Genomic DNA, 19,913 nt, shown 5'->3' with positions numbered 1-19,913 from the left:
AAGGTGTAATTTTCAGGCATTTTTCATATCATTTTTACGTTACTCCAAACCAGAAAACAGATTGCTTTCTATCTGACTGATATCTTCAATCGGTATGATTGTTGCATCTGCCATGATTACTGCTCTTCTGTACAGATCAATTCGCTTAACGATACCGGAATGCGTAACATATTCTCCTCCGGCTTTTCTCTCATCCTGTACGAAATAGGTAATATCCACTAACTGTTCTGTACCTATATTGGCTGAAATAATGTTTAGTTTCTCATTCAATTCTTCCAATACTTCATCACTGAGCACCCGTTTCTCATCTGTCCGTCTGGCAGTCTCACGAATCGCCGCCGCATGTCCTGTCAATGCCGCAAACGGCGCAAATTGTGCCGCCCGGTCATAGAGCGTCATCTGCGGATGCGTCTTTGAAACAGGGTGTTCCAAATGAATGATATCATCATATTTATGGTTGTTCTGCTCCTGCATATTATATATACCTCTTTATGCCTTATGTCCGCCGATCTGTGCATTTCTGTCTTTCGCCGTTGCCCCTTCCTGCAGGTTCATGCCCTTCAGGATCGCATTTTTTCCATATTTTTTCTTGATGTTGAGCATGGCTTCCTGCATGTGGCGTTCCCGTTCCAGATCCGCTTCCTCTTTCTCCCTTTGTTTTTTTACAGCCTCATAATCTGTAAAAAAATCAAGTTGCTCATACGCATCGTCATTCGTGACAGTATGTTCATCCACCAGTTTATTCGCGGTAATATTAATCCTCCGGATCAAAAGATCCTTGTCGACGATCCGGTCATACAGTTCCATTACCGCATCCATAAGCATCTGCGTCGATGAAGTCTGCCGCTTGAGATTGATCGTTCCATGTGCATGCTTTGGAACCTTTCGTCCATATCGATCCGTCGTAACCGCCCCTTTATATTTCTTTCTTCTCGCCAGGTCTGTCAGATTATCAATATCATAACCGATCGTAAGCACGATCTGATCTGTAACAAGTCCCTTATCCACCAGATCAAGCGACATAAGATCAGTCATTTCCTTTACAACCAGCCTTGTCTTATCAAAATCATACGGACAGTGCAGTACCTGTCCGGTGCAAATGCTATTCGTCTCCGGTTTATATGCCTTGATCTGCTCCATCGTGCAAGGCTCATATCCCCATGCATGATCGATCAGCAGCTCTGCATTAATGCCAAATAACTTATACAATAAATCTTCATTATATAATTCATTTGTCTTTCCGACCGAGCATCTCGCCACATCGCCCATCGTGTATAGCCCATATTCCGCTAATTTCTTCGCATATCCCTGACCGACACGCCAGAAATCCGTGATCGGCTTGTGACTCCAAAGCTTCCTGCGGTATGCCATTTCATCCAGCTCCGCAATCCGTACTCCGTCCTCATCCGGTTCGATATGCTTCGCCACGATATCCATCGCGATCTTACAAAGATACAGATTGGTTCCGATTCCTGCCGTCGCTGTGATTCCGGTCGTCTTTAACACATCCCGTATCATCATCATGGCTAGTTCTCTGGCTGTCATATGATAGACATTCAGATAGCTGGTCACATCCATAAATACCTCATCGACCGAATAAATATGAATATCCTCCGGCGCAATGTATTTCAAATAAATGTCGTAGATCCGTGTACTGTATTCCATATAAAGTGCCATGCACGGCGGAGCAATAATATAATCCAGCTGAAGAGCCGGATCTGCACTCAGCTTCGTGCTGTCATCCGATGCTCCGGTAAAATGATGATCCGGTATATTCCGTCTTCTTATATTATTTGCTTCCCGCACCTTCTGAACAACCTCAAATAATCTCGCCCTGCCCGGTATTCCATATGCCTTAAGTGATGGAGATACCGCAAGGCAGATCGTTTTCTCTGTCCGGCTCGGATCTGCCACTACTAGATTTGTGGTCAGGGGGTCTCTGTTCCGCTCTCTGCATTCTACAGAAGCATAGAAGGATTTCAGATCGATCGCTATATATGTTTTATTTTCTTCCATTTATCCATGCTCCTTCCGTATATTTTATCCACATCATCCAACGGTTGTTCTGCATTTTATTCCACGCTTCAATTATATGTAAAATGGTTGGTTTTCTCAATGGAAAAATACGGATACAAAGATAAAGTCCCACCTGTTTCCGGCGCTATGTCAGGGATATTATTGGAGCAAAAAAGTCCTATGGTCTGCCAACCGAATTGCACAATCACGCAACAGATCATAGGACTTTTTTGTTTCTAATCAAATTTCTTATATTTCATCTTTTTGCTGTAAGTATATATCTGTAATCACCCACTCCGGTTCTACGATATACTCCAGCTTACCATCATATTTCTTTACAACACGACGCATACTTTCTATTCCATATCCATGATATTCACTATCCTTCTTTGTTGTTTCAAAATCTCCTTTTGAAAGTGCTTTATATCTTGTACTATCATATGTATTCTTAATCTCAAAATGAATCATGTTCTCATAACCTGCAGCTTTGAACAAAACACACTTATCACCATTACTATGTAAACAGGCTTCCGCTGCATTTTCCAAACCATTCGAAAGCAGTCCGCTCAAGTCAACATCCTGGATCATTAATTTCCGTGGCAACTTACCTTCACAATGGAACTTAACATCTGAATAAACCTCTTTCGTAATAATTCCATTTATGATGGCATCCACCATATAATTTCCGGTATATAGCACATTTTTCTTCTTCAGATCCTCATCTTGTTCCGAAAGCTGTGCCAAGTAATCTTTTATTTCCTCCAAATCTCCTTTAGAAGCCAATTCTCTAAGAACCGCCCTATGATGTCTATTATCATGACGATATTGTCGCATATCATCATCCATCATTTCCATATTGGCATATAACGCCAACCGCAGACCATCGTTCTCTTCCTGAACTTCAATATTCTTTGTTTTCAGATCATTTTCTTTTTTCAAATGGTTGGAATATAGGAAAAAGGCGAGAATGCAGGATAGTGTAAGAACGGTTGAAACTGTCAGCAAAATATACAATCTACTTTTAATGATAATATCTCCATATACAGTAAATAATGGAATTATCATGATAATTGCGTATAAACCTATCATTGCTCCATTCAAAAGCAAACATTGAAATATTTGAATTTGGCAAACCAACCAATTCCTATTTACTATTTTTGTATAAACAACTGATATTGCAGCTAATACAGCAATTACAAATATACTTCCATAAACCACTATATTTTGTATGCTATGTATAAAATACCACCATACATTTCCATGAAGTAAAATTCCCATTATTCCATAGCAAAGTGTATCCACATAATTAACTAGAAGAATTGCCAACATAAATAGTAAAATTTTATTTTTTGCATTTCCGTTATACATTACACTTAATGCCGAACCAAATATAATAATTGAAATAATAAAGTCATCGTTTTTCAAACAAAACGAGAAAAATATCACCTCTGCAAATACTATCAAACATCCTATCCATAATCTTTTACTTCTGTAAATTTTTCCTTTTAGCATAATAGAAAAAATTATAAAAAATTTAATTATTTCAACTATATTTGTAATTATTATTAAATTCATTTTATCCCCATTTCATCTTTCTTTTACAAAATTCGAAATATTTCTCTTGACATTCATGCCTATTCGAACGTGGAATATTAAATAACTCCCCATTATTTAATTCAACAACTTTTTCTATCTTTTTAATGTAATTCATATTGACAATAACACTTTTACTAATTTTTAAATAATCGGTGTTTAATTCACTTTTCCAGTCCTTTAATGACTTTCTAATTAGCATCTTATCTGTTTTAATAATTCCTGATGCATTTTCTATTGTGATATATTCTAAATACGTATATACATGTTCTGCCTCTATTGCAATAATTTTATCTTTTCGGATATGCAAATTTCCCTGATCACTCTTAATACATAGAATTTCTTGATTATTTGCTTCCTGTTCAAAAAGTTTTAATTTTTCAATCAAGCAATTCTTATCATGCAAAAAACTAACTTTATCAACAAATCCTATCACATATCTTCCAAATGCTTCCTGCACAAGCTCGTCATGACTTGTCAGATAAATAATACTGCTTCCATACCTGTATCGTTCTAACTCTTTTCTAAGCCATAAGCCATCCCTGCCCGGCATTTCTATATCTAATATAAAGAGATCAATATCCCCCTCTATCTTATCAAGATTTTTCAATAAACTCTCCGCCGACCGGAATCCATATAATTTGACATCCGGAGATAAGCATTCTCTGCATATCAATCCCACATCTTCAATTACTTTTCTTTCATCATCACAAATGACGATATTCATCTTTTGCCCCTTTCCCTTCATACTTAAGTTATATAAAATAATAAATTGTTTTCTGTCTTTTTACAATAATAACTTTGTTGTTCGACATTCTTAGACAAAAATAGTCAAAAAAAATAGTCCAGGAATTCCTGAACTATTTTTCCAGTTGATGCCCCCACCAACTGACGCAGTCATACTTGCTAAAAATATATACCATAATAATTAATTATTATTTTAACACATCCCTACATTGCCTCTAAACGCAATGCCCCTTTTATATCTAAAATAATATATTATAGTCTTAAATTTTCCGTACCTTTTATATATTCTAATATTTCCCCCCTTTTTTCTCAGATAAAGTTTCTATTTCCCAATTCCTAAAAACTTCTTTATCCATTCTAAAAACCCGAGACTATACAACATGAATTTCCCCTTTCCCTTTAGGCGCCATCAGTTGTTTGTTTCGTACGATGGTTTCAGTTTAAAGGGATAAAGTGGTATTTTCTATTTATTTGTTCTGAACTGTCGTTTTTTGTTCTGTAGCAAAAAATCATGTATAAACAATGACTATATTTTGTTATTTTATCCTCTTTAGTAAAAATGTGTCTCGGATCATTCCTTACTGTTGCCTTGTACTGTGTATCTCCCGTATTTATCGGAAGTTCTGTTGCTCCTGCGTAAAGGTTCGATATTCCTGTTTTTATCTCACTTGAGAATTTTGTCAGTTTTGTTCGCTATGTCTACTACTCTCATAGCACGGCTGTTCTACTTGATTATGTTAAGAAAGTAAACGATAAAGAATCATCATTATAAAAAGGAAAATAACATTTACAACTGTAAATTCCAGAAAATATCTGCCCCTAAATGACCGATCCTCTTTTGCAACATATTTGAAGCTGATCAGGCTTGCCATTGATGCTATCAACGTTCCAAGGCCCCCGAGATTGGTTCCGATCACCAGCTCCCGAATATGGTCTGTGAATCCGGATAACAAAATCGCAGCAGGAACATTACTCATTACCTGACTTGCAATTACCGAAGTAACCACCTCCCGTCCGGTCAATATATCCGAAAGCAGTTGACTGAATGCCGGGATACGTCCAAGATTACCGATGAATATAAATAACGCGATAAAAATACATAACAGAGAATAATCAACCTGTGTCAGAATTTTCCGGTCACGCAGAAGCAAATATAAAAATACTAACGCGAAAGGCACACCATACGGAAGAATATGTGAAACCGCAAGCAGACTTATGACAAACAGAATAAGATATGCTGTAAATTTTTCAATCCATTCCGCATCCTTTTTCTCCCATTTTGAACCGGAAGCACCCAACGAATCCTTCTGTCTTTTCGTTGAAGCTTTATCTTCAACAGAATCTAAGCCTTTGTTCTGCTTTATTTCTGTCTGCCCATCATGACTTAACTTTCTTTTTCGAACCATGGATGCCAGACCGATCCATGCCATTAACAAAGCAAATGCGCAGACTGTATACGGCAGCATGATCTTTAAAAACTCCGCAATACCTATACCTGCTTTTCCATACAAATACAGATTCTGAGGATTACCAAGAGGTGTCAACATACTGCCAAGATTCGCCGCAATCGTCTGCATGACAATTACTTTTAGCATCCATTTGCTATCAGTGTCCGGGTTCAGTTTCTTCATTATTATAATTGCAAACGGCACAAATGTAATAAGTGATACATCATTTGTTATAAACATCGACATAAAGAAACACAGGCATACAAGGATTACCGTTACTCCTCCGATCCCATGCACCTTTGCTAACAGCCGTTCTGCTAATTTATCAAACACATCAATATTCCTCAAGCCGGCAACGATACTCATAAGGCAGAACAGGATCGCCAGTGTCCGGAAATCAATATACGAAATATATTCTCTGTCAGGGACTACAAAAAATACTGATATCACTGCCAGCACGACCGCGATCGATAACACGGTTTCCTTCTTTATAAAATATAAAATCTTTTTCATCCTTCTAATCCTCTTAACACATATTTTCTGCTTGCATTATTGTACTGCATTCACTTCCGCCCCACAACCTGTAATTCTACAATTTATGATCAAGTCTTCCTTATATTTTAGATGCTTTTTTACCGGAAATATTTTATACTCTACATATAAATATTTACAAAAGCGTTCCTGTCTTGATAGTATCAACAGGTTGAAGCTCATAATCTACACAAGCTGTACAAATATTAATAAGGGAGGGCATGCATATGAATCTCAAAGACAAAACACTCTGGCAGAGAAATGCTGCTGCGATCGGCGGCATGGTTTTATTTGCCGCTGGAATCAACTTCTTTATCGTCCCCGCCAGTCTGTATAACGGCGGTGTCCTTGGTATCAGCCAGATCATACGAACCTTACTGATCCAAGTATTTCCATCGCTTGCATCAGGAACCGATATCGCAGGTATTATCAACTTTATCTTAAATATACCTTTATTTATCATGGCATATATCTCAATCGGCAAAAGTTTCTTCAGCCGGACACTGGTCTGCCTGATCAGCCAGACGATATTCCTAAGTATATTTCCAATTCCGGCTACACCTCTGGTCAATGACAGCCTGACTGCCAGCATCATGGGTGGACTTCTCGCCGGTACAGGCATCGGTATCTCCTTACGCTCCGGCGGCTCCAGTGGCGGCATGGATATCGTCGGTATGTTCTTTACCAAGAAATACAAAAATTTCAGCGTGGGAAAGGTATCTTTGACAGTCAATGCTGTTGTCTACGGCATCTGTGCAATCCTTTTTGGTATCCCGACAGCCGTATACAGCATTATCTATTCCGCTGTCAGTACTCTGATGACTGACAAAGCACATACGCAGAATATCAATACCGAAGTCGTGATCTATACAAAAGAAGAACCGGAAGCCATCCTTGATTACATCGTAAACGAATTTCACCGGGATGCAACCTGGTGGGAGGCGCGTGGTGGTTATACCGAAGAAACAACTTATATGATCGTTACGATCCTTTCCAAATATGAATGTGTTCATCTCCGCCGTGGACTGAAAAATATCGATGAACATGCCTTTGTTGTTGTAAAAGAAGGTATGCATATTGGCGGAAAATACGAAAAGCATTTATAAAACCTGCATAAAACCTGTAATTTTCAGCATTTTTTTGCATATATAAATTGCATTTTTCAAAACACAATGGTATATTTATTCAGAAAAGAATGAAAGGAAGTAATGAAAATGAAACTTAAAAAATTTTTAGCAATTACGATGTCCGCAGCTCTGGCTATGGCTTCTCTGACAGCCTGCGGAAGCAAGAGCGATGACAGCAAAAAGTCATCCGACAAGAAGACAGCCAAAGTTATCGAGATCGATCTGACAGATGAGCAGTATGCTTTCGGTGTAGATAAGACTCAGCCGGAGTTACTGGATCAGGTAAATGCATTTATCAAGGATATGAATGCAGATGGTTCTTTTGAAGAGATCTGCAATCACTACTTCGGCGATGGCGAACCTGTTGCTGTTGAATCAGCTACATTAGACTCAAGCAAGGATCAGTTAGTTGTAGCAACAAACGCTGCATTCGAACCATTTGAGTATACAAAGGGTGAGAACTACTACGGAATCGATATGGAGATCGCTAAAGCACTTGCTGACAAGCTCGGTAAGGAGCTGGTTATCCAGAACATGGATTTCGATGCTGTATGTCTCTCCGTTGGTCAGCAGAAATGTGATATCGCTATGGCCGGTCTTACAATCAAGCCGGATCGTGAAGAATATGTAGCTTTCTCAGATTCTTACTACAAGGCTTCCCAGAAGCTGATCGTTCCATCAGACAACACAGAATTTGACGAATGTAAGACTGCCGATGATGTAAATGCAATCCTTAACGCTAAGGATTCAAGCAGCAAGATTGGTTTCCAGACAGGTACAACCGGACAGTTCTACTGCGAAGGTGATGATGACTGGGGATTCGCTGGTCTTAAGATGACATCTACCGGTTACAAGAACGGTTCTCTTGCAGTTCAGGATCTGTTAAATGGTAACTTAAATTATGTTATTATTGATTCTGCTCCTGCTGCTGCCATTACAAAATCATTAAATGCTATGCAGTAAAAATATGCTATAAGAATCACGCGTTTCTCGCGTGAAGAAAATATGTGGTAACAGGTAATTGTAAATTGCTAAAACAGTTCTGCTGATTCAGTATATCTATATTTTACAATTACCTGTTATCTGATAGATATTGAAAGGATATTTCATGGGAGACATTTCAAGTAAAATACAAAAGTTCATAGAAATATTCATTGATAACAGAGGATATGTAAAGGTTGTTGAAGGTCTGAAGAATACCGTTATCATCGCCATAACCGGTCTGATCATCGGTATTTTGATCGGAACCATCATTGCAACTGTCCGCGTCATTCCAAAATATAAACGACTGCCACGAGTTTTAGATGCAATCTGCAGCGTCTATGTCGGATTCTTCCGTGGAACTCCTATGGTCGTGCAGTTACTGCTGTTTTACTATGTTCTGCTCCCTATCGTAGGAGGTCATATGAGCGGTGTACAGGTGTCAATGCTTGTATTCGGTCTAAACAGTGGGGCTTATATTTCCGAAATCATGCGAAGCGGTATCCTTTCTGTTGATCCCGGACAGATGGAGGGTGGTCGTGCCATGGGACTTAGTTTTGCAACTACCATGCGCAAGATCGTGATCCCGCAGGCAGTCAAAAATATTCTACCTACTCTGGGAAATGAATTTATATCTTTGATCAAGGAAACATCTGTTGTAAGCTTTGTTGGTGCTACTGACTTATATGTAGCATTTAACTATATTGGTAGTAACAGCTACGAATTCATGATCCCATATCTGGTTATGGCACTGATCTACATTGTGATGGTGCTTCTGATCAGCCTTGGTATCAAACTTATGGAAAGGAGCCTGAGAAAGAGTGATAGACGTCATTAATCTTGAAAAACACTTTGGTGACAATGAGGTTTTACGAGGCATCAATGTCACGATCGATAAAGGCGATATAATGGTTGTAATCGGTCCATCAGGTTCTGGTAAGAGTACATTTCTTCGCTGTTTAAACTGTATGGAAGACCCTACCGGCGGTCAGATCATCTTCAATGGTGTCGATATTGCAGACCCAAAGGTTGATATCAACATCCACCGTCGTCATATGGGAATGGTATTCCAGCATTTTAATCTGTATAACAACAAAACCGTTATTCAGAATATCATGCTTGCTCCTGTACTGGTGCGTTGTCAGGATCTAAAAAAAGCAAAGCGTCATAATCGTATGCTTCCGCTTACGAACCTGTTCCGCAAGGAAAAGCAGGAGAAGATCAATATCACAACCACAAAGGCTCAGATCGTTGCCGAAGCAAGAGCAAAGGCTGAGGAGCTTTTGAAACGGATCGGCCTGGAAGATAAAGCAGATGTATATCCTTCTACTTTATCCGGTGGTCAGAAACAGCGAGTTGCCATTATCCGTGCACTTGCTATGAATCCGGATGTGATTTTATTCGATGAACCGACTTCTGCTCTTGATCCTGAAATGGTTGGAGAAGTTCTCGACCTGATGAAGGATCTTGCAAAAGAAGGAATGACCATGATCGTGGTTACTCATGAGATGGGCTTCGCCAAGGAGGTTGCCAATAAAGTCCTCTTCATCGATGAGGGGCAGATTCTTGAAACCGGAACGCCGGAAGAATTCTTTGGCAATCCGAAGAATCCTCGACTGAAGGATTTCCTTTCGAAGGTGCTTTGATTTTTAACGTAAATAATAAAAGAATGCATGACACCCTTTATTTCGCAAATTGTTTGCACAAATATAATGCAATAAAGCAGAAAAAATAATACAGGGAGCATATATACATTGTGAAGCAAACCTTTCTACACGTCGGTACTTAACGATTCACCGTCAGGTGAAGAGTTTAGAACCGCTACGTGTAGAATAGAACGCGAGTGTTTTGCGGAACAATGTTATATATGACCCCTGTATTATTTTTTGTTAACACTATTTCTTTAACGCTTCTTCCAAAGTATGCCAACCAAGGACTGCGCATTTTACACGGGCAGGCATATGGGAGATATCTTTTAAGGCGGAAGCTTCTTCGAGTTCATCGATTTCTTCATCGGTCGCTTCGCCCTGTATCATCTTTAAGAAAAGTTTTCCAAGCTTCAACGCTTCTTCCTCGGTCTTTCCGACGATCATGCCAAGCATGATATCAGCGGACGCCTGTGAGATCGCACAACCGTCTCCGACAAATGCTCCGTCTTCGATGATTCCGTTTTCTACTTTTAATTTCAACCAGATATCATCCCCACAGTTCGGGTTTACACCTTCCAGTACAATGTTCGCATCCGGAAGATCATGCTTGAACTCCGGTCGGATATTGTGTTCCGTCAGGATCTCATTATAAAAACTTCTATTCTCCATATCCCATTCTCCTTCTGACATTTGCAACACTCTCTACAAATGCATCGACTTCTTCTATCGTATTGTAGAACATAAAGCTGGCTCTTGTTGTATTATACACCTTCAGATAAGTAAGCAACGGCTGTGCACAATGGTGTCCGGCACGAACATCGATACCATCTGCTGCCATGATCTCACTGACATCATGTGGATGTACATTGTCGATCGTAAATGCCACAATACCGGTATGGTTTGCAGGATCTTCTGAGCCGATCACATGAACATGCGGAATCTTTGCAAGTCCTTCCATCGCATGTCGGGTCAGTTCCAGTTCTCTCTGCTCGATTGTCTCAAATCCAATCTTATTAATATATGAAATTGCGGCTGCAAGTCCGGCTGCACCGGCTGCATTTACAGTTCCTGCCTCGAACTTATGCGGAAGCTCAGCCCATACCGCTCCTTCTGTCGTTACGGACTGGATCATCTCGCCACCTGTCATAAATGGCGGCATCTCTTCCAGTAATGCTTCTTTTCCATATAACACGCCGATACCCATCGGTCCCATCAGCTTATGACCGGAAAATGCAAGAAAATCCGCATCCAGATCTTTGACATCGATCGGCATATGCGGTGCGCTCTGTGCCGCATCTACTACAATAACCGCGCCGACCGCATGTGCAAGCTTTGCGATCTTCTTGATCGGATTCACACAACCGAGAACATTGGATACCTGTCCGATCGCTACAAGCTTTGTCTTCTCATTGATTCCTGCTGCAAGTGTCTCATCTGTCAAAGTACCGTCCTTCTCACAGTTCAGATACCGGACCGTTGCACCTGTCATTCTCGCTGCCATCTGCCATGGGAGAATGTTGCTGTGATGCTCCATGATGCTGACTGCGATCTCATCTCCTGCTTTCAAATGACTGCATGCATAGCTGTATGCAACAAGGTTCAGACTCTCTGTTGTATTTCTTGTAAAGACGATTTCTTTTTCAGAATCTGCATGAATAAAATCACACACAACTTTTCTGGCATCTTCATATGCTTCTGTTGCTGCAAGGCTTAGCGGATAGAAGCCACGAAGCGGATTTGCATTGCTTTCTTCATAAAAACGCTTCTCTGCTTCAATTACAACTGCCGGCTTCTGTGCTGTAGCTGCATTGTCTATATAAATGGTTTTATTTGTCTGTAATAACGGAAAATCCTCTTTATAATTCTTCTCTATCATCTGCCATTGCCTCCGCAAGCTGTGCTTCTACCAGCTTCTGTGTCTGCTCGTCTCCTATGTGGCGATATAACATCTCGAATTTGCCGTGGGTCATGATATCCTCCGCAGTCCCCTTGTCGATGCCTCTTGATTCAAAATAAAATAATGTCTCCTCATCCAGTTCACCTATCGTTGCACCGTGAGAACCTTCTACATCCTCCTCTGCACAGAGAATGATCGGGATCGTCTTATTGATCACATCATCCCCAAGCAGTAGTACATTTTCTGTCTCTGCACCTGTGGATTCGGATGCACCGTTCTTGAAATCGATCGTTCCACGAAATACTTTCTCTGCTGCATCCTTTAAAGTTCCGTCCACCTGGATCTCACAATTCGTCTTCTTACCGAAGTGATTTATGATCAGGTTCACATCAATCTTCTGTGTCTTCTGTCCAAGATAACCGATCTCGACCTGTGTATCTGCTCCTGTACCCTTAAGATCTGTACGGATTCCGTTATAGAGATCACCTTTTCCGATAAAGATCTGAAGGATATCGAACTTTGCATTTTCATCGCAGACACAACCAATATCATTTAACAGAGTCTGTTCTTCATCCTGCATAAATACCTGTACCAGACGAACACGGCTGTCTTTCTTTGCCTGTATCATCGTACGATATGCCAGTGAACCTGCCTGCGCACTTTTCTTTGTAAATGTCTCAATTATGGTTGTATCCGTACCTTCTTCTGCCGTCAGATAACATGCACCTGCCGCAGATGTTGCTGTCGTTCCATCAACAGCCAGACGGATTGTTGCCTTCGCGTCTTTGTCCGAAGCAGTCAGAACTGTTTTTTCTGTCTGCGTATCTGCAAAGATCGGATCAGCCTCTCTTCCTGCTCCACTCTCAACTGTGACAAATTCTGCCGCATCCCCGGATATCAGGCTGTTTGTCTCTTTATCTTCAAATGTTTCCTCTACCGTCACCTTACATGGTGCTATCTCCGGATTCCATGAAACCTTTGTATCATTCATATGAAGCCAGTACCATGTTTTGGATGGAAGTTTATTAATATTGATCGTATTCTTGTCCATTGCTCATTTCCTCCTAACCTATACTGCCCTTCATTTCCAGACGGATCAGATTGTTCATTTCCAAAGCATATTCCAGCGGAAGCTCCTTTGATACGTTGTCCGCAAATCCACTGACGATACAAGCTCTGGCATCTTCCTCACTCATACCACGGGACATCAGATAGAATACCGCATCATCACTGATACTGCCGATCTGTGCCTCATGTCCTACATTTGCCTTTCTGGTACGGATATCCATCGCCGGGATCGTATCAGATCTTGAGATAGAATCCAGCATCAGCGACTGACAGGATACTGCTGCCTTGGCATTCTCTGCTTCCTTTGCTACTACAACGGAAGAACGGAAAGTACTGATACCTCCATCCTTTGAAATAGATCTTGTATTAATGTAGGAACTGGTATCCGGTGCACTGTGAACAACCTTTGCTCCGGTATCCAGATTCTGTCCTTTTCCGGCAAACGTGATACCGGTAAATTCCATCTTTGCGCCCTTTCCCTTAAGGATACTCATCGGATATAGGTAGGATACGTGGGATCCGAAGGAACCGGAAACCCATTCGATCGTTCCGCCTTCTTCTACAACTGCACGTTTTGTATTCAGGTTATACATATTCTTTGACCAGTTCTCGATCGTCGAATAACGAAGCTTCGCATTCTTACCGACAAATAATTCCACGCATCCGGCATGGAGATTTGCCACGTTATATTTTGGTGCAGAACAGCCTTCGATGAAATGAAGATCCGCGCCCTCATCCACGATGATAAGGGTATGTTCAAACTGTCCGGCTCCCGGTGCATTCAGACGGAAATAAGACTGCAACGGGATCTCTACCGATACTCCCTTTGGCACATATACAAAGGAACCGCCTGACCATACAGCACCATGAAGAGCTGCGAACTTGTGGTCATTCGGACGAACCAGCTTCATAAAATGCTTCCTTACCATATCTGCATATTCGCCATTTAATGCACTCTCCATATCAGTATATACAACGCCCTTTTCAGCTACCTCCTGACGGACATTGTGGTATACCAGCTCGGAATCATACTGTGCTCCGACACCTGCAAGAGATTTTCTCTCTGCCTGTGGGATGCCCAGTCGTTCAAATGTATTCTTGATATCTTCCGGCACATCAGACCATTTTGCTTTCATATTTGTATTTGGTCTGACATAGGTTACGATGTTGTCCATATTCAGACCTTCAATCGATGGTCCCCAGTCTGGTACTTCCATATTATTATAGATCTGCAGGGATTCCAGACGGAAGGTCTGCATCCATGCCGGATCATGTTTCTCTTTCGAAAGCTGCTCAACGATCTCTGGCGTCAGTCCTGCCTTGATCTTATAAGCATCTTTTTCATCATCTTTGAAGTCATATATATTTCTGTCTATGTCTTCTACATATGTTTTTTCTTTCATATCTATCGGATGCTCCTTTCAAAGACTACTGATTCTGCTCTGTCTTCTCATATTTTGCAAATCCATTCCGGTTGATCTCCTCTACCAGAGATGCATCACCGGTCTGTATGATCTTACCTTCTACCATAACGTGTGTATGATCAACAGATAAGGACTCCAGAATCTTCGTGCTATGGGTAATGATCAGAAGACTGCCCTTGCAATTCTTCTGGTATTCTTCGATACCGGCAGATACTGTTCTTACAGCATCAACGTCCAGACCGGAATCTGTCTCATCAAGGATTGCAAGTGAAGGCTTCAGCATCAGGAGCTGTAAGATCTCTGCCTTCTTTTTCTCACCACCGGAAAATCCGACATTCAGATCACGCTCTGCATAGGATGGATCCATCTGAAGGATCTCCATTGTACGCTCCAACTCTTTTTTGAAATCATATAAACGCTGTCTTTTTCCTGTCTTCTGCTCCAATGCATTTCTGATAAATGAACTTAAAGTCACACCCGGAACCTCTAATGGATTCTGGAAGGACAGGAAGATTCCTGCTTTCGCCCGCTCATTGACAGGCGCCTCTGTAATATTTTTACCCTGAAACCAGATCTCTCCGCTCTTTATGGTGTATCTTGGATTTCCCATGAGTGCATAGCCAAGTGTTGATTTACCTGTTCCGTTTGGTCCCATGAGAACGTGTGTCTCACCCTTTCCGATTGATAGATCTACACCGTGAAGGATCTGCTTCTCCTCTACATCTACATACAAATTCTTTACATTTAATAACTGTTTCTCTGACATATTCGTGCCTCCTGTATATTCATCTATTCTTTCACTGTTTGTCCGGCTTTTCCTGCCACATCGGCAAGTGTCATATTATCAAAATAATTATTGATCAGATCGGCAAGTCCTTGCCAGATCGGTAATGTATAACATAATTCCGACCGGTCACACGGTACTGAATCATCCTTCAGGCAGGATACCGGAGCAAGGGTTCCTTCGGTCAGTTTGAGGATCTCTCCCACACTGTATTCCTCTGGTTCTCTGGTCAGACGATAGCCACCTCCATGTCCGCTTGCCGCTTCGATCAGATGTGCTTTTGACAGCATCCGGGTGATACTTTCCAGATATTTCTGTGACAGCTCTTCGTGTTGTGATATTTCTTTTAATGGTATAAAACTGCCATCATGATTTACCGCCAGATAAACCATAACGCGTAATGCATACCGTCCTTTTGACGAGATGACCATAGTATTTCTCCCTCTTTCCAAATTATGCTACAAAGATAATATTCCTATTCACCTACCATGTCAATAGGTGAATAATATTTTTGTTGCTTTTTCGACTGTAAACCTTTAAACTGGAACAGTATGGCACGTATAGATAATTGCGTAAGCATTAGTTACTAATATGCATAAATGATTCTGACATTACCAACCAGTGGACGCTTCCGCTCGTTTCGTCCTGCAACGGTACTAAGATGCCACTTATGTGCCATCTACACCACAAGGGTGCGCTTTCGTTCTAAGCTCGTGCAAGCACTCACTAAGTACGAAATGTGAGGACCGGCGGACTCAAATGCCACTGTTTTGGTAAGTCAAACCATTCATGCTAGTTTATAAATCTGAATTACGCAATCATCTATATAATAAAGAAATAGATAGGGTTAGTTTATGAGTAATAAAAATACGAAAAGTTTTGGAAGCAGATGGGGGTTCATTCTGGCTTCTGTTGGTTCTGCCGTTGGTATGGCAAATGTCTGGGGATTTCCAAATAAATTGGGAAGTAATGGTGGCGGCGCATTTCTGCTGATCTACCTGCTTTTTATCTTTATATTCAGCTATGTGGCACTTCCGACCGAATTTGCGATCGGACGAAGAGCCGGAACAGGAACACTTGGTGCTTATAAATATGCATGGGAAACAAGAGGTAAAAAAGCCGGTACTGCAGGTGGACTGCTTGGCTGGCTTCCACTTGCAGGCTCCTTATGTATCGCGATCGGTTATGCGATCATCGTTTCGTATATTTTAAAAGCCTTCCTTGATTCTCTGATCGGAACTTTAATGCATGAAGATACAGCAGTCTGGTTTGAGTCATTTTCATCCAAACCGTTCTCCGTGATCCCGCTTCACATTATCGTGGTAGCCGGAACGCTTCTGACTCTGTTCTTCGGTGCACATAGTATAGAAAAGACAAATAAGATCATGATGCCGTTATTCTTCATCATTTTTCTGATCCTTGCAGTCCGTGTTGCTATGCTTCCGGGCGCAGCGGAAGGATATAAGTTCATGTTCGCACCGGACTGGTCAAAGCTTGCTGATCCTATGATCTGGATCTGGGCAATGGGACAGGCATTCTTCTCCCTGTCAGTTACGGGAAGCGGCATGATCGTCTATGGCGCTTATCTGTCAAAGGATGAAGATGTTGTCGGAGTTGCCAGACATACTGCAATCTTTGATACGATCGCTGCCGTTGTCGCAGCACTGGTCATTATCCCGGCATGTTTCTCTTATGGCGTTGATGTCGGGGCAGGTCCAAGCCTTCTCTTTGTTACCCTGCCGACCATCTTACAGAACATTCCGCTCGGACGGTTATTTGCAATTATCCTGTATATAGCAATGATCTTCGCCGGTGTAAGTTCCCTTCAGAATATGTTTGAAGCGGTTGCTGAATCACTCTTACACCAGTTTCCGAAGCTCAGCCGTACCGCAGTCCTGATCATCATCGGTGTGTTATGCCTTGGCTGTGGCATCGGTATGGAGACGATCTCCAAATGGGGACCTTGGATGGATATTGTTTCTATCTACATTATCCCGATCGGCGCAACCATCGGTGCTGTCTCATGGTTCTATGTCATGAAGAAGGATGAACTGCTCGAAGCTGTCAACTGCGGCAGCAAAAAGAATCGTGGCACACTCTGGTATTCCATCGGACGCTACCTCTATGTACCACTTGCCATTGTATTATGTGCAGTTGCGTTGTTTAAACATATATCGTTTTAAAATAAAATCCGCAATATATCAAAACATTGCGGATTTTATTTTATACCTTTATTTCTAAATATGTGATATAAAAACGGCGGGGAGTTTCCCCGCCTGTTCTTTTGGTTGGACCTGGGTCTTTCGACCAGCCCATAACTGTGACCTGTCACATTCTTTATTATAGCTCTACCACACTTCTTCTGCAATCTCTTTTACAAGACGAAGCTTATCCCACTGTTCTTTCTCGGTCAGCTTATTACCGATCTCACAGGATGCAAATCCACACTGTGGGCTGAGATACAATCTGTCAAGTGGAATATAATTTGCAGCCTCCTTTATACGGGCAATTACTTCTTCCTTATTTTCAAGCTTTGGTGATTTCGTTGTAATAAGACCAAGCACAACCTTCTTATCACCGGAAACCTTTGCAAGCGGAGCAAATCCGCCGGAACGTTCATCATCGAATTCCAGATAATACGCATTTACATTTTCCTCTCCGAACAGGATATCTGCCACAGGATCATAAGCACCACTGTTTGCATAAGTAGAATGGAAATTACCACGACATACATGTGTATTGATCGTCAGATCCTTTGGTGCATTTGCGATTACCTGATTATTGATATCCTTATGGATCTTCTGAATTTCCTTTAATCCATCCGCAGTTGTACCATATGCAAGATGTCCGCTCCTGTCTGCCATCATGCCCCAGGTACAGTCATCAAGCTGGATATTTCTGCATCCTGCATTGTACAGATCCTGGATCACTTTTCCATATGCATCTACAATATCCTTTACCAGATCTGCATCGGATGTGTAGTATTTCTCTGTCTCCACACGGTTGAATGGCATCGTAAACTGCGCAAGAAACTGAGCCGGAGATGGCATTGTCTGTTTTGCTACTGTATTCTCATCTTCAAACTGTTTTACGAACTTAAAATGCTCTACAAATGGATGCTCTTTGGATATACCGACTTTTCCGACCAGATAAGTATCATCAACCATAGCTGCTTCACCATGGAATGGAAGGCCTGTCTTTGTAGGTGTATGTCCGATTCCATCAAATCCCCACATAAAATCAAGATGCCAGGTTGCACGACGGAATTCACCATCTGTAATAACATGATAGCCTGATTCTTTTATCTTTGTTATAAGCTCTGTGATCGCTTCATCTTCTACTTTCTTTAATTCATCGTATGAGATATTTCCCTTATCAAACTGTCTTCTCGCCTTCTTTAATTTTGCAGGGCGAAGAAAGCTTCCTACATAATCATAACGAAATGGTGTCTGTAACTGACTCATTGCTTTATCCTCCATATAATTCAAATCATTTCCATAATAACCACTCTGCTTATTTTCCAGCCGTGATTTCCCGCTTATTATATGACAACGGACAAGATCTGTATAATACAAAAAGGATTCTGTTTGCCATAGTTTTAAACTATATCAAAACAAAATCCTTTTTGGTTTTATTTCAGCTTCTTTATATGTTCATCTATCTTATCTGTAACATCCGTCAGCATTTCCCCATCTCTGCCAAGTTCATTAAAGCGTCCCCGATGTTCCAGTTTTCGTCTGGGCGGTTCCGGACCCAGATATTTTTTCAGAACCTCCAAATATGTATTTCCCAGCCGGCTGATCATTCCTTTCTTATGTGTGATATATCCGATCCGCATATCACTCTCATCTGCAAGAGGAACTGCTATGATGTCTCTACCATTCAGTTTCTTATCGATCACACCGCTGCACACGGTATAGCCATTTAACCCGATCAGCAGGTTAAATAACGTAGCTCTGTCCCGGACACGGATATTCCGTTTCCGCTCAAAAGATGAGAAAATCTCTTCTGAAAAATAAAAGGAATTATGCTCTCCCTGTTCAAATGAGAGATATGGATAGTCCTCAAGTTCTTCATTTGTTATGACCGTCTTGTCGGCAAGTGGATGTTTTCTGCTGATAAATACATGCGGTCTGGCTACAAACAGCAAATGAAATTCCAGATCATGCGAACGCAGGAGCTTACGCAATACTGCTTCATTAAAATCATTCAGGAATAAGATTCCGATCTCACTTCTCATCCTTGCTACATCTTCGATGATCTCATAAGTCTGTGTCTCCCGTATACTGAAATCATATTCATCCTGTCCATACTGCTTGACCAGATCTACAAACGCATTAACGGCAAATGAATAATGCTGGGTTGATACACAGAACTGTTTCTTGCCACCATCATTTCCCTTATATTTGTCTTCTAAAATAGCCGCCTGCTCTAAAACCTGTCTTGCATATCCTAAGAATATCTCTCCTTCCTTTGAAAGACTGATACCCTTATTCGTCCGGTTGAAAATGACGATATTCATTTCCTTTTCCAGTTCATGGATCGCATTTGTCAGACTTGGCTGCGAAATATACAGCTTATTTGCTGCTTCCGTGATCGTTCCAGTATCCGCTACTGTTATCACATATTTTAACTGTTGTAATGTCAT

18 protein-coding genes are annotated in these 19,913 nt (G+C 41.1%); 5 read left to right on the top strand and 13 right to left on the bottom strand.

All coding sequences use genetic code 11. The features are described 5' to 3' along the window. Positions 1-39: 39 nt before the first annotated feature. From DWW85_RS08445 to DWW85_RS08425, 5 genes are all read right to left on the bottom strand, one after another. Positions 40-474 (bottom strand): hypothetical protein, encoded by a 435-nt coding sequence (locus DWW85_RS08445; protein ID WP_117808314.1) that lies wholly within the window; start codon positions 472-474, stop codon positions 40-42. 15 nt (positions 475-489) lie between these two features. Continuing rightward, positions 490-2,016 carry a DNA methylase gene (locus DWW85_RS08440; RefSeq protein ID WP_117808313.1) on the bottom strand — a complete coding sequence of 509 codons (1,527 nt, stop codon included), beginning with the start codon at positions 2,014-2,016 and terminating at the stop codon, positions 490-492. A gap of 249 nt (positions 2,017-2,265) precedes the next feature. Beyond that, on the bottom strand, positions 2,266-3,591 hold the full coding sequence (locus tag DWW85_RS08435) for a GHKL domain-containing protein (protein WP_117808312.1): 1,326 nt from the start codon (positions 3,589-3,591) through the stop codon (positions 2,266-2,268). Between the two features lies 1 nt (position 3,592). Continuing rightward, entirely contained in the window at positions 3,593-4,357 is a 765-nt protein-coding gene (locus tag DWW85_RS08430; RefSeq protein WP_117808311.1) for a LytTR family DNA-binding domain-containing protein, read from the bottom strand. 736 nt (positions 4,358-5,093) lie between these two features. Further along, positions 5,094-6,317 (bottom strand): SLC13 family permease, encoded by a 1,224-nt coding sequence (locus DWW85_RS08425; RefSeq protein ID WP_117808310.1) that lies wholly within the window; start codon positions 6,315-6,317, stop codon positions 5,094-5,096. 245 nt (positions 6,318-6,562) lie between these two features. On the opposite strand from DWW85_RS08425, the gene DWW85_RS08420 reads away from it, so the two are divergent. From DWW85_RS08420 to DWW85_RS08405, 4 genes are all read left to right on the top strand, one after another. After that, a complete protein-coding gene (locus DWW85_RS08420) occupies positions 6,563-7,441 on the top strand; it encodes a YitT family protein (RefSeq protein ID WP_044944542.1) in 879 nt (292 codons plus the stop codon). 102 nt (positions 7,442-7,543) lie between these two features. After that, the gene (locus DWW85_RS08415) at positions 7,544-8,425 is read left to right on the top strand and encodes a transporter substrate-binding domain-containing protein (protein WP_347470675.1); all 882 of its coding nucleotides are present in this window, start codon (positions 7,544-7,546) and stop codon (positions 8,423-8,425) included. A gap of 145 nt (positions 8,426-8,570) precedes the next feature. After that, on the top strand, positions 8,571-9,281 hold the full coding sequence (locus tag DWW85_RS08410) for an amino acid ABC transporter permease (RefSeq protein WP_117785562.1): 711 nt from the start codon (positions 8,571-8,573) through the stop codon (positions 9,279-9,281). Next, positions 9,265-10,089: an amino acid ABC transporter ATP-binding protein gene (locus DWW85_RS08405; protein ID WP_117808308.1), complete on the top strand. Its 825-nt coding sequence runs from the start codon at positions 9,265-9,267 to the stop codon at positions 10,087-10,089. The genes DWW85_RS08410 and DWW85_RS08405 overlap by 17 nt, the downstream gene beginning before the upstream one ends. A gap of 249 nt (positions 10,090-10,338) precedes the next feature. Here DWW85_RS08405 and sufU read toward each other — a convergent pair whose 3' ends face one another. The 6 genes from sufU to DWW85_RS08375 are packed head-to-tail and all read right to left on the bottom strand — an operon-like array spanning position 10,339 to position 15,696. Continuing rightward, on the bottom strand, positions 10,339-10,761 hold the full coding sequence (sufU, locus tag DWW85_RS08400; RefSeq protein WP_008399947.1) for a Fe-S cluster assembly sulfur transfer protein SufU: 423 nt from the start codon (positions 10,759-10,761) through the stop codon (positions 10,339-10,341). Further along, on the bottom strand, positions 10,751-11,968 hold the full coding sequence (locus DWW85_RS08395; RefSeq protein ID WP_117808307.1) for a SufS family cysteine desulfurase: 1,218 nt from the start codon (positions 11,966-11,968) through the stop codon (positions 10,751-10,753). Before DWW85_RS08395 ends, sufU begins: the two co-directional genes overlap by 11 nt. Beyond that, positions 11,949-13,040, bottom strand: a complete 1,092-nt coding sequence (locus DWW85_RS08390; protein ID WP_117808306.1) for a SufD family Fe-S cluster assembly protein — start codon at positions 13,038-13,040, stop codon at positions 11,949-11,951. Before DWW85_RS08390 ends, DWW85_RS08395 begins: the two co-directional genes overlap by 20 nt. Positions 13,041-13,053: 13 nt before the next feature. After that, positions 13,054-14,460: a Fe-S cluster assembly protein SufB gene (sufB, locus tag DWW85_RS08385; protein ID WP_021943693.1), complete on the bottom strand. Its 1,407-nt coding sequence runs from the start codon at positions 14,458-14,460 to the stop codon at positions 13,054-13,056. A gap of 25 nt (positions 14,461-14,485) precedes the next feature. After that, complete coding sequence (gene sufC / locus DWW85_RS08380; RefSeq protein WP_008399954.1) at positions 14,486-15,247, bottom strand: Fe-S cluster assembly ATPase SufC; 762 nt, start codon at positions 15,245-15,247, stop codon at positions 14,486-14,488. 23 nt (positions 15,248-15,270) lie between these two features. Further along, on the bottom strand, positions 15,271-15,696 hold the full coding sequence (locus tag DWW85_RS08375; RefSeq protein WP_021943695.1) for an Rrf2 family transcriptional regulator: 426 nt from the start codon (positions 15,694-15,696) through the stop codon (positions 15,271-15,273). A gap of 423 nt (positions 15,697-16,119) precedes the next feature. Between DWW85_RS08375 and DWW85_RS08370 the strand changes: the two genes are divergently transcribed. Next, positions 16,120-17,448, top strand: a complete 1,329-nt coding sequence (locus DWW85_RS08370; protein WP_117808305.1) for a sodium-dependent transporter — start codon at positions 16,120-16,122, stop codon at positions 17,446-17,448. 165 nt (positions 17,449-17,613) lie between these two features. Here DWW85_RS08370 and DWW85_RS08365 read toward each other — a convergent pair whose 3' ends face one another. Together DWW85_RS08365 and DWW85_RS08360 are read right to left on the bottom strand one after the other, a co-directional pair. Continuing rightward, positions 17,614-18,729 (bottom strand): 5-methyltetrahydropteroyltriglutamate--homocysteine S-methyltransferase, encoded by a 1,116-nt coding sequence (locus tag DWW85_RS08365; RefSeq protein WP_021944816.1) that lies wholly within the window; start codon positions 18,727-18,729, stop codon positions 17,614-17,616. A gap of 167 nt (positions 18,730-18,896) precedes the next feature. Next, entirely contained in the window at positions 18,897-19,913 is a 1,017-nt protein-coding gene (locus tag DWW85_RS08360) for a LysR family transcriptional regulator (protein ID WP_008399958.1), read from the bottom strand.

The sequence above is a fragment of the Clostridium sp. AF17-21AC genome (assembly GCF_003461365.1).
Classification (GTDB): domain Bacteria; phylum Bacillota; class Clostridia; order Lachnospirales; family Lachnospiraceae; genus Coprococcus; species Coprococcus ammoniilyticus.
The sequence above is the reverse complement of the archived record's forward strand: the minus strand, read 5'-3'. Positions and strand labels throughout refer to the sequence as shown.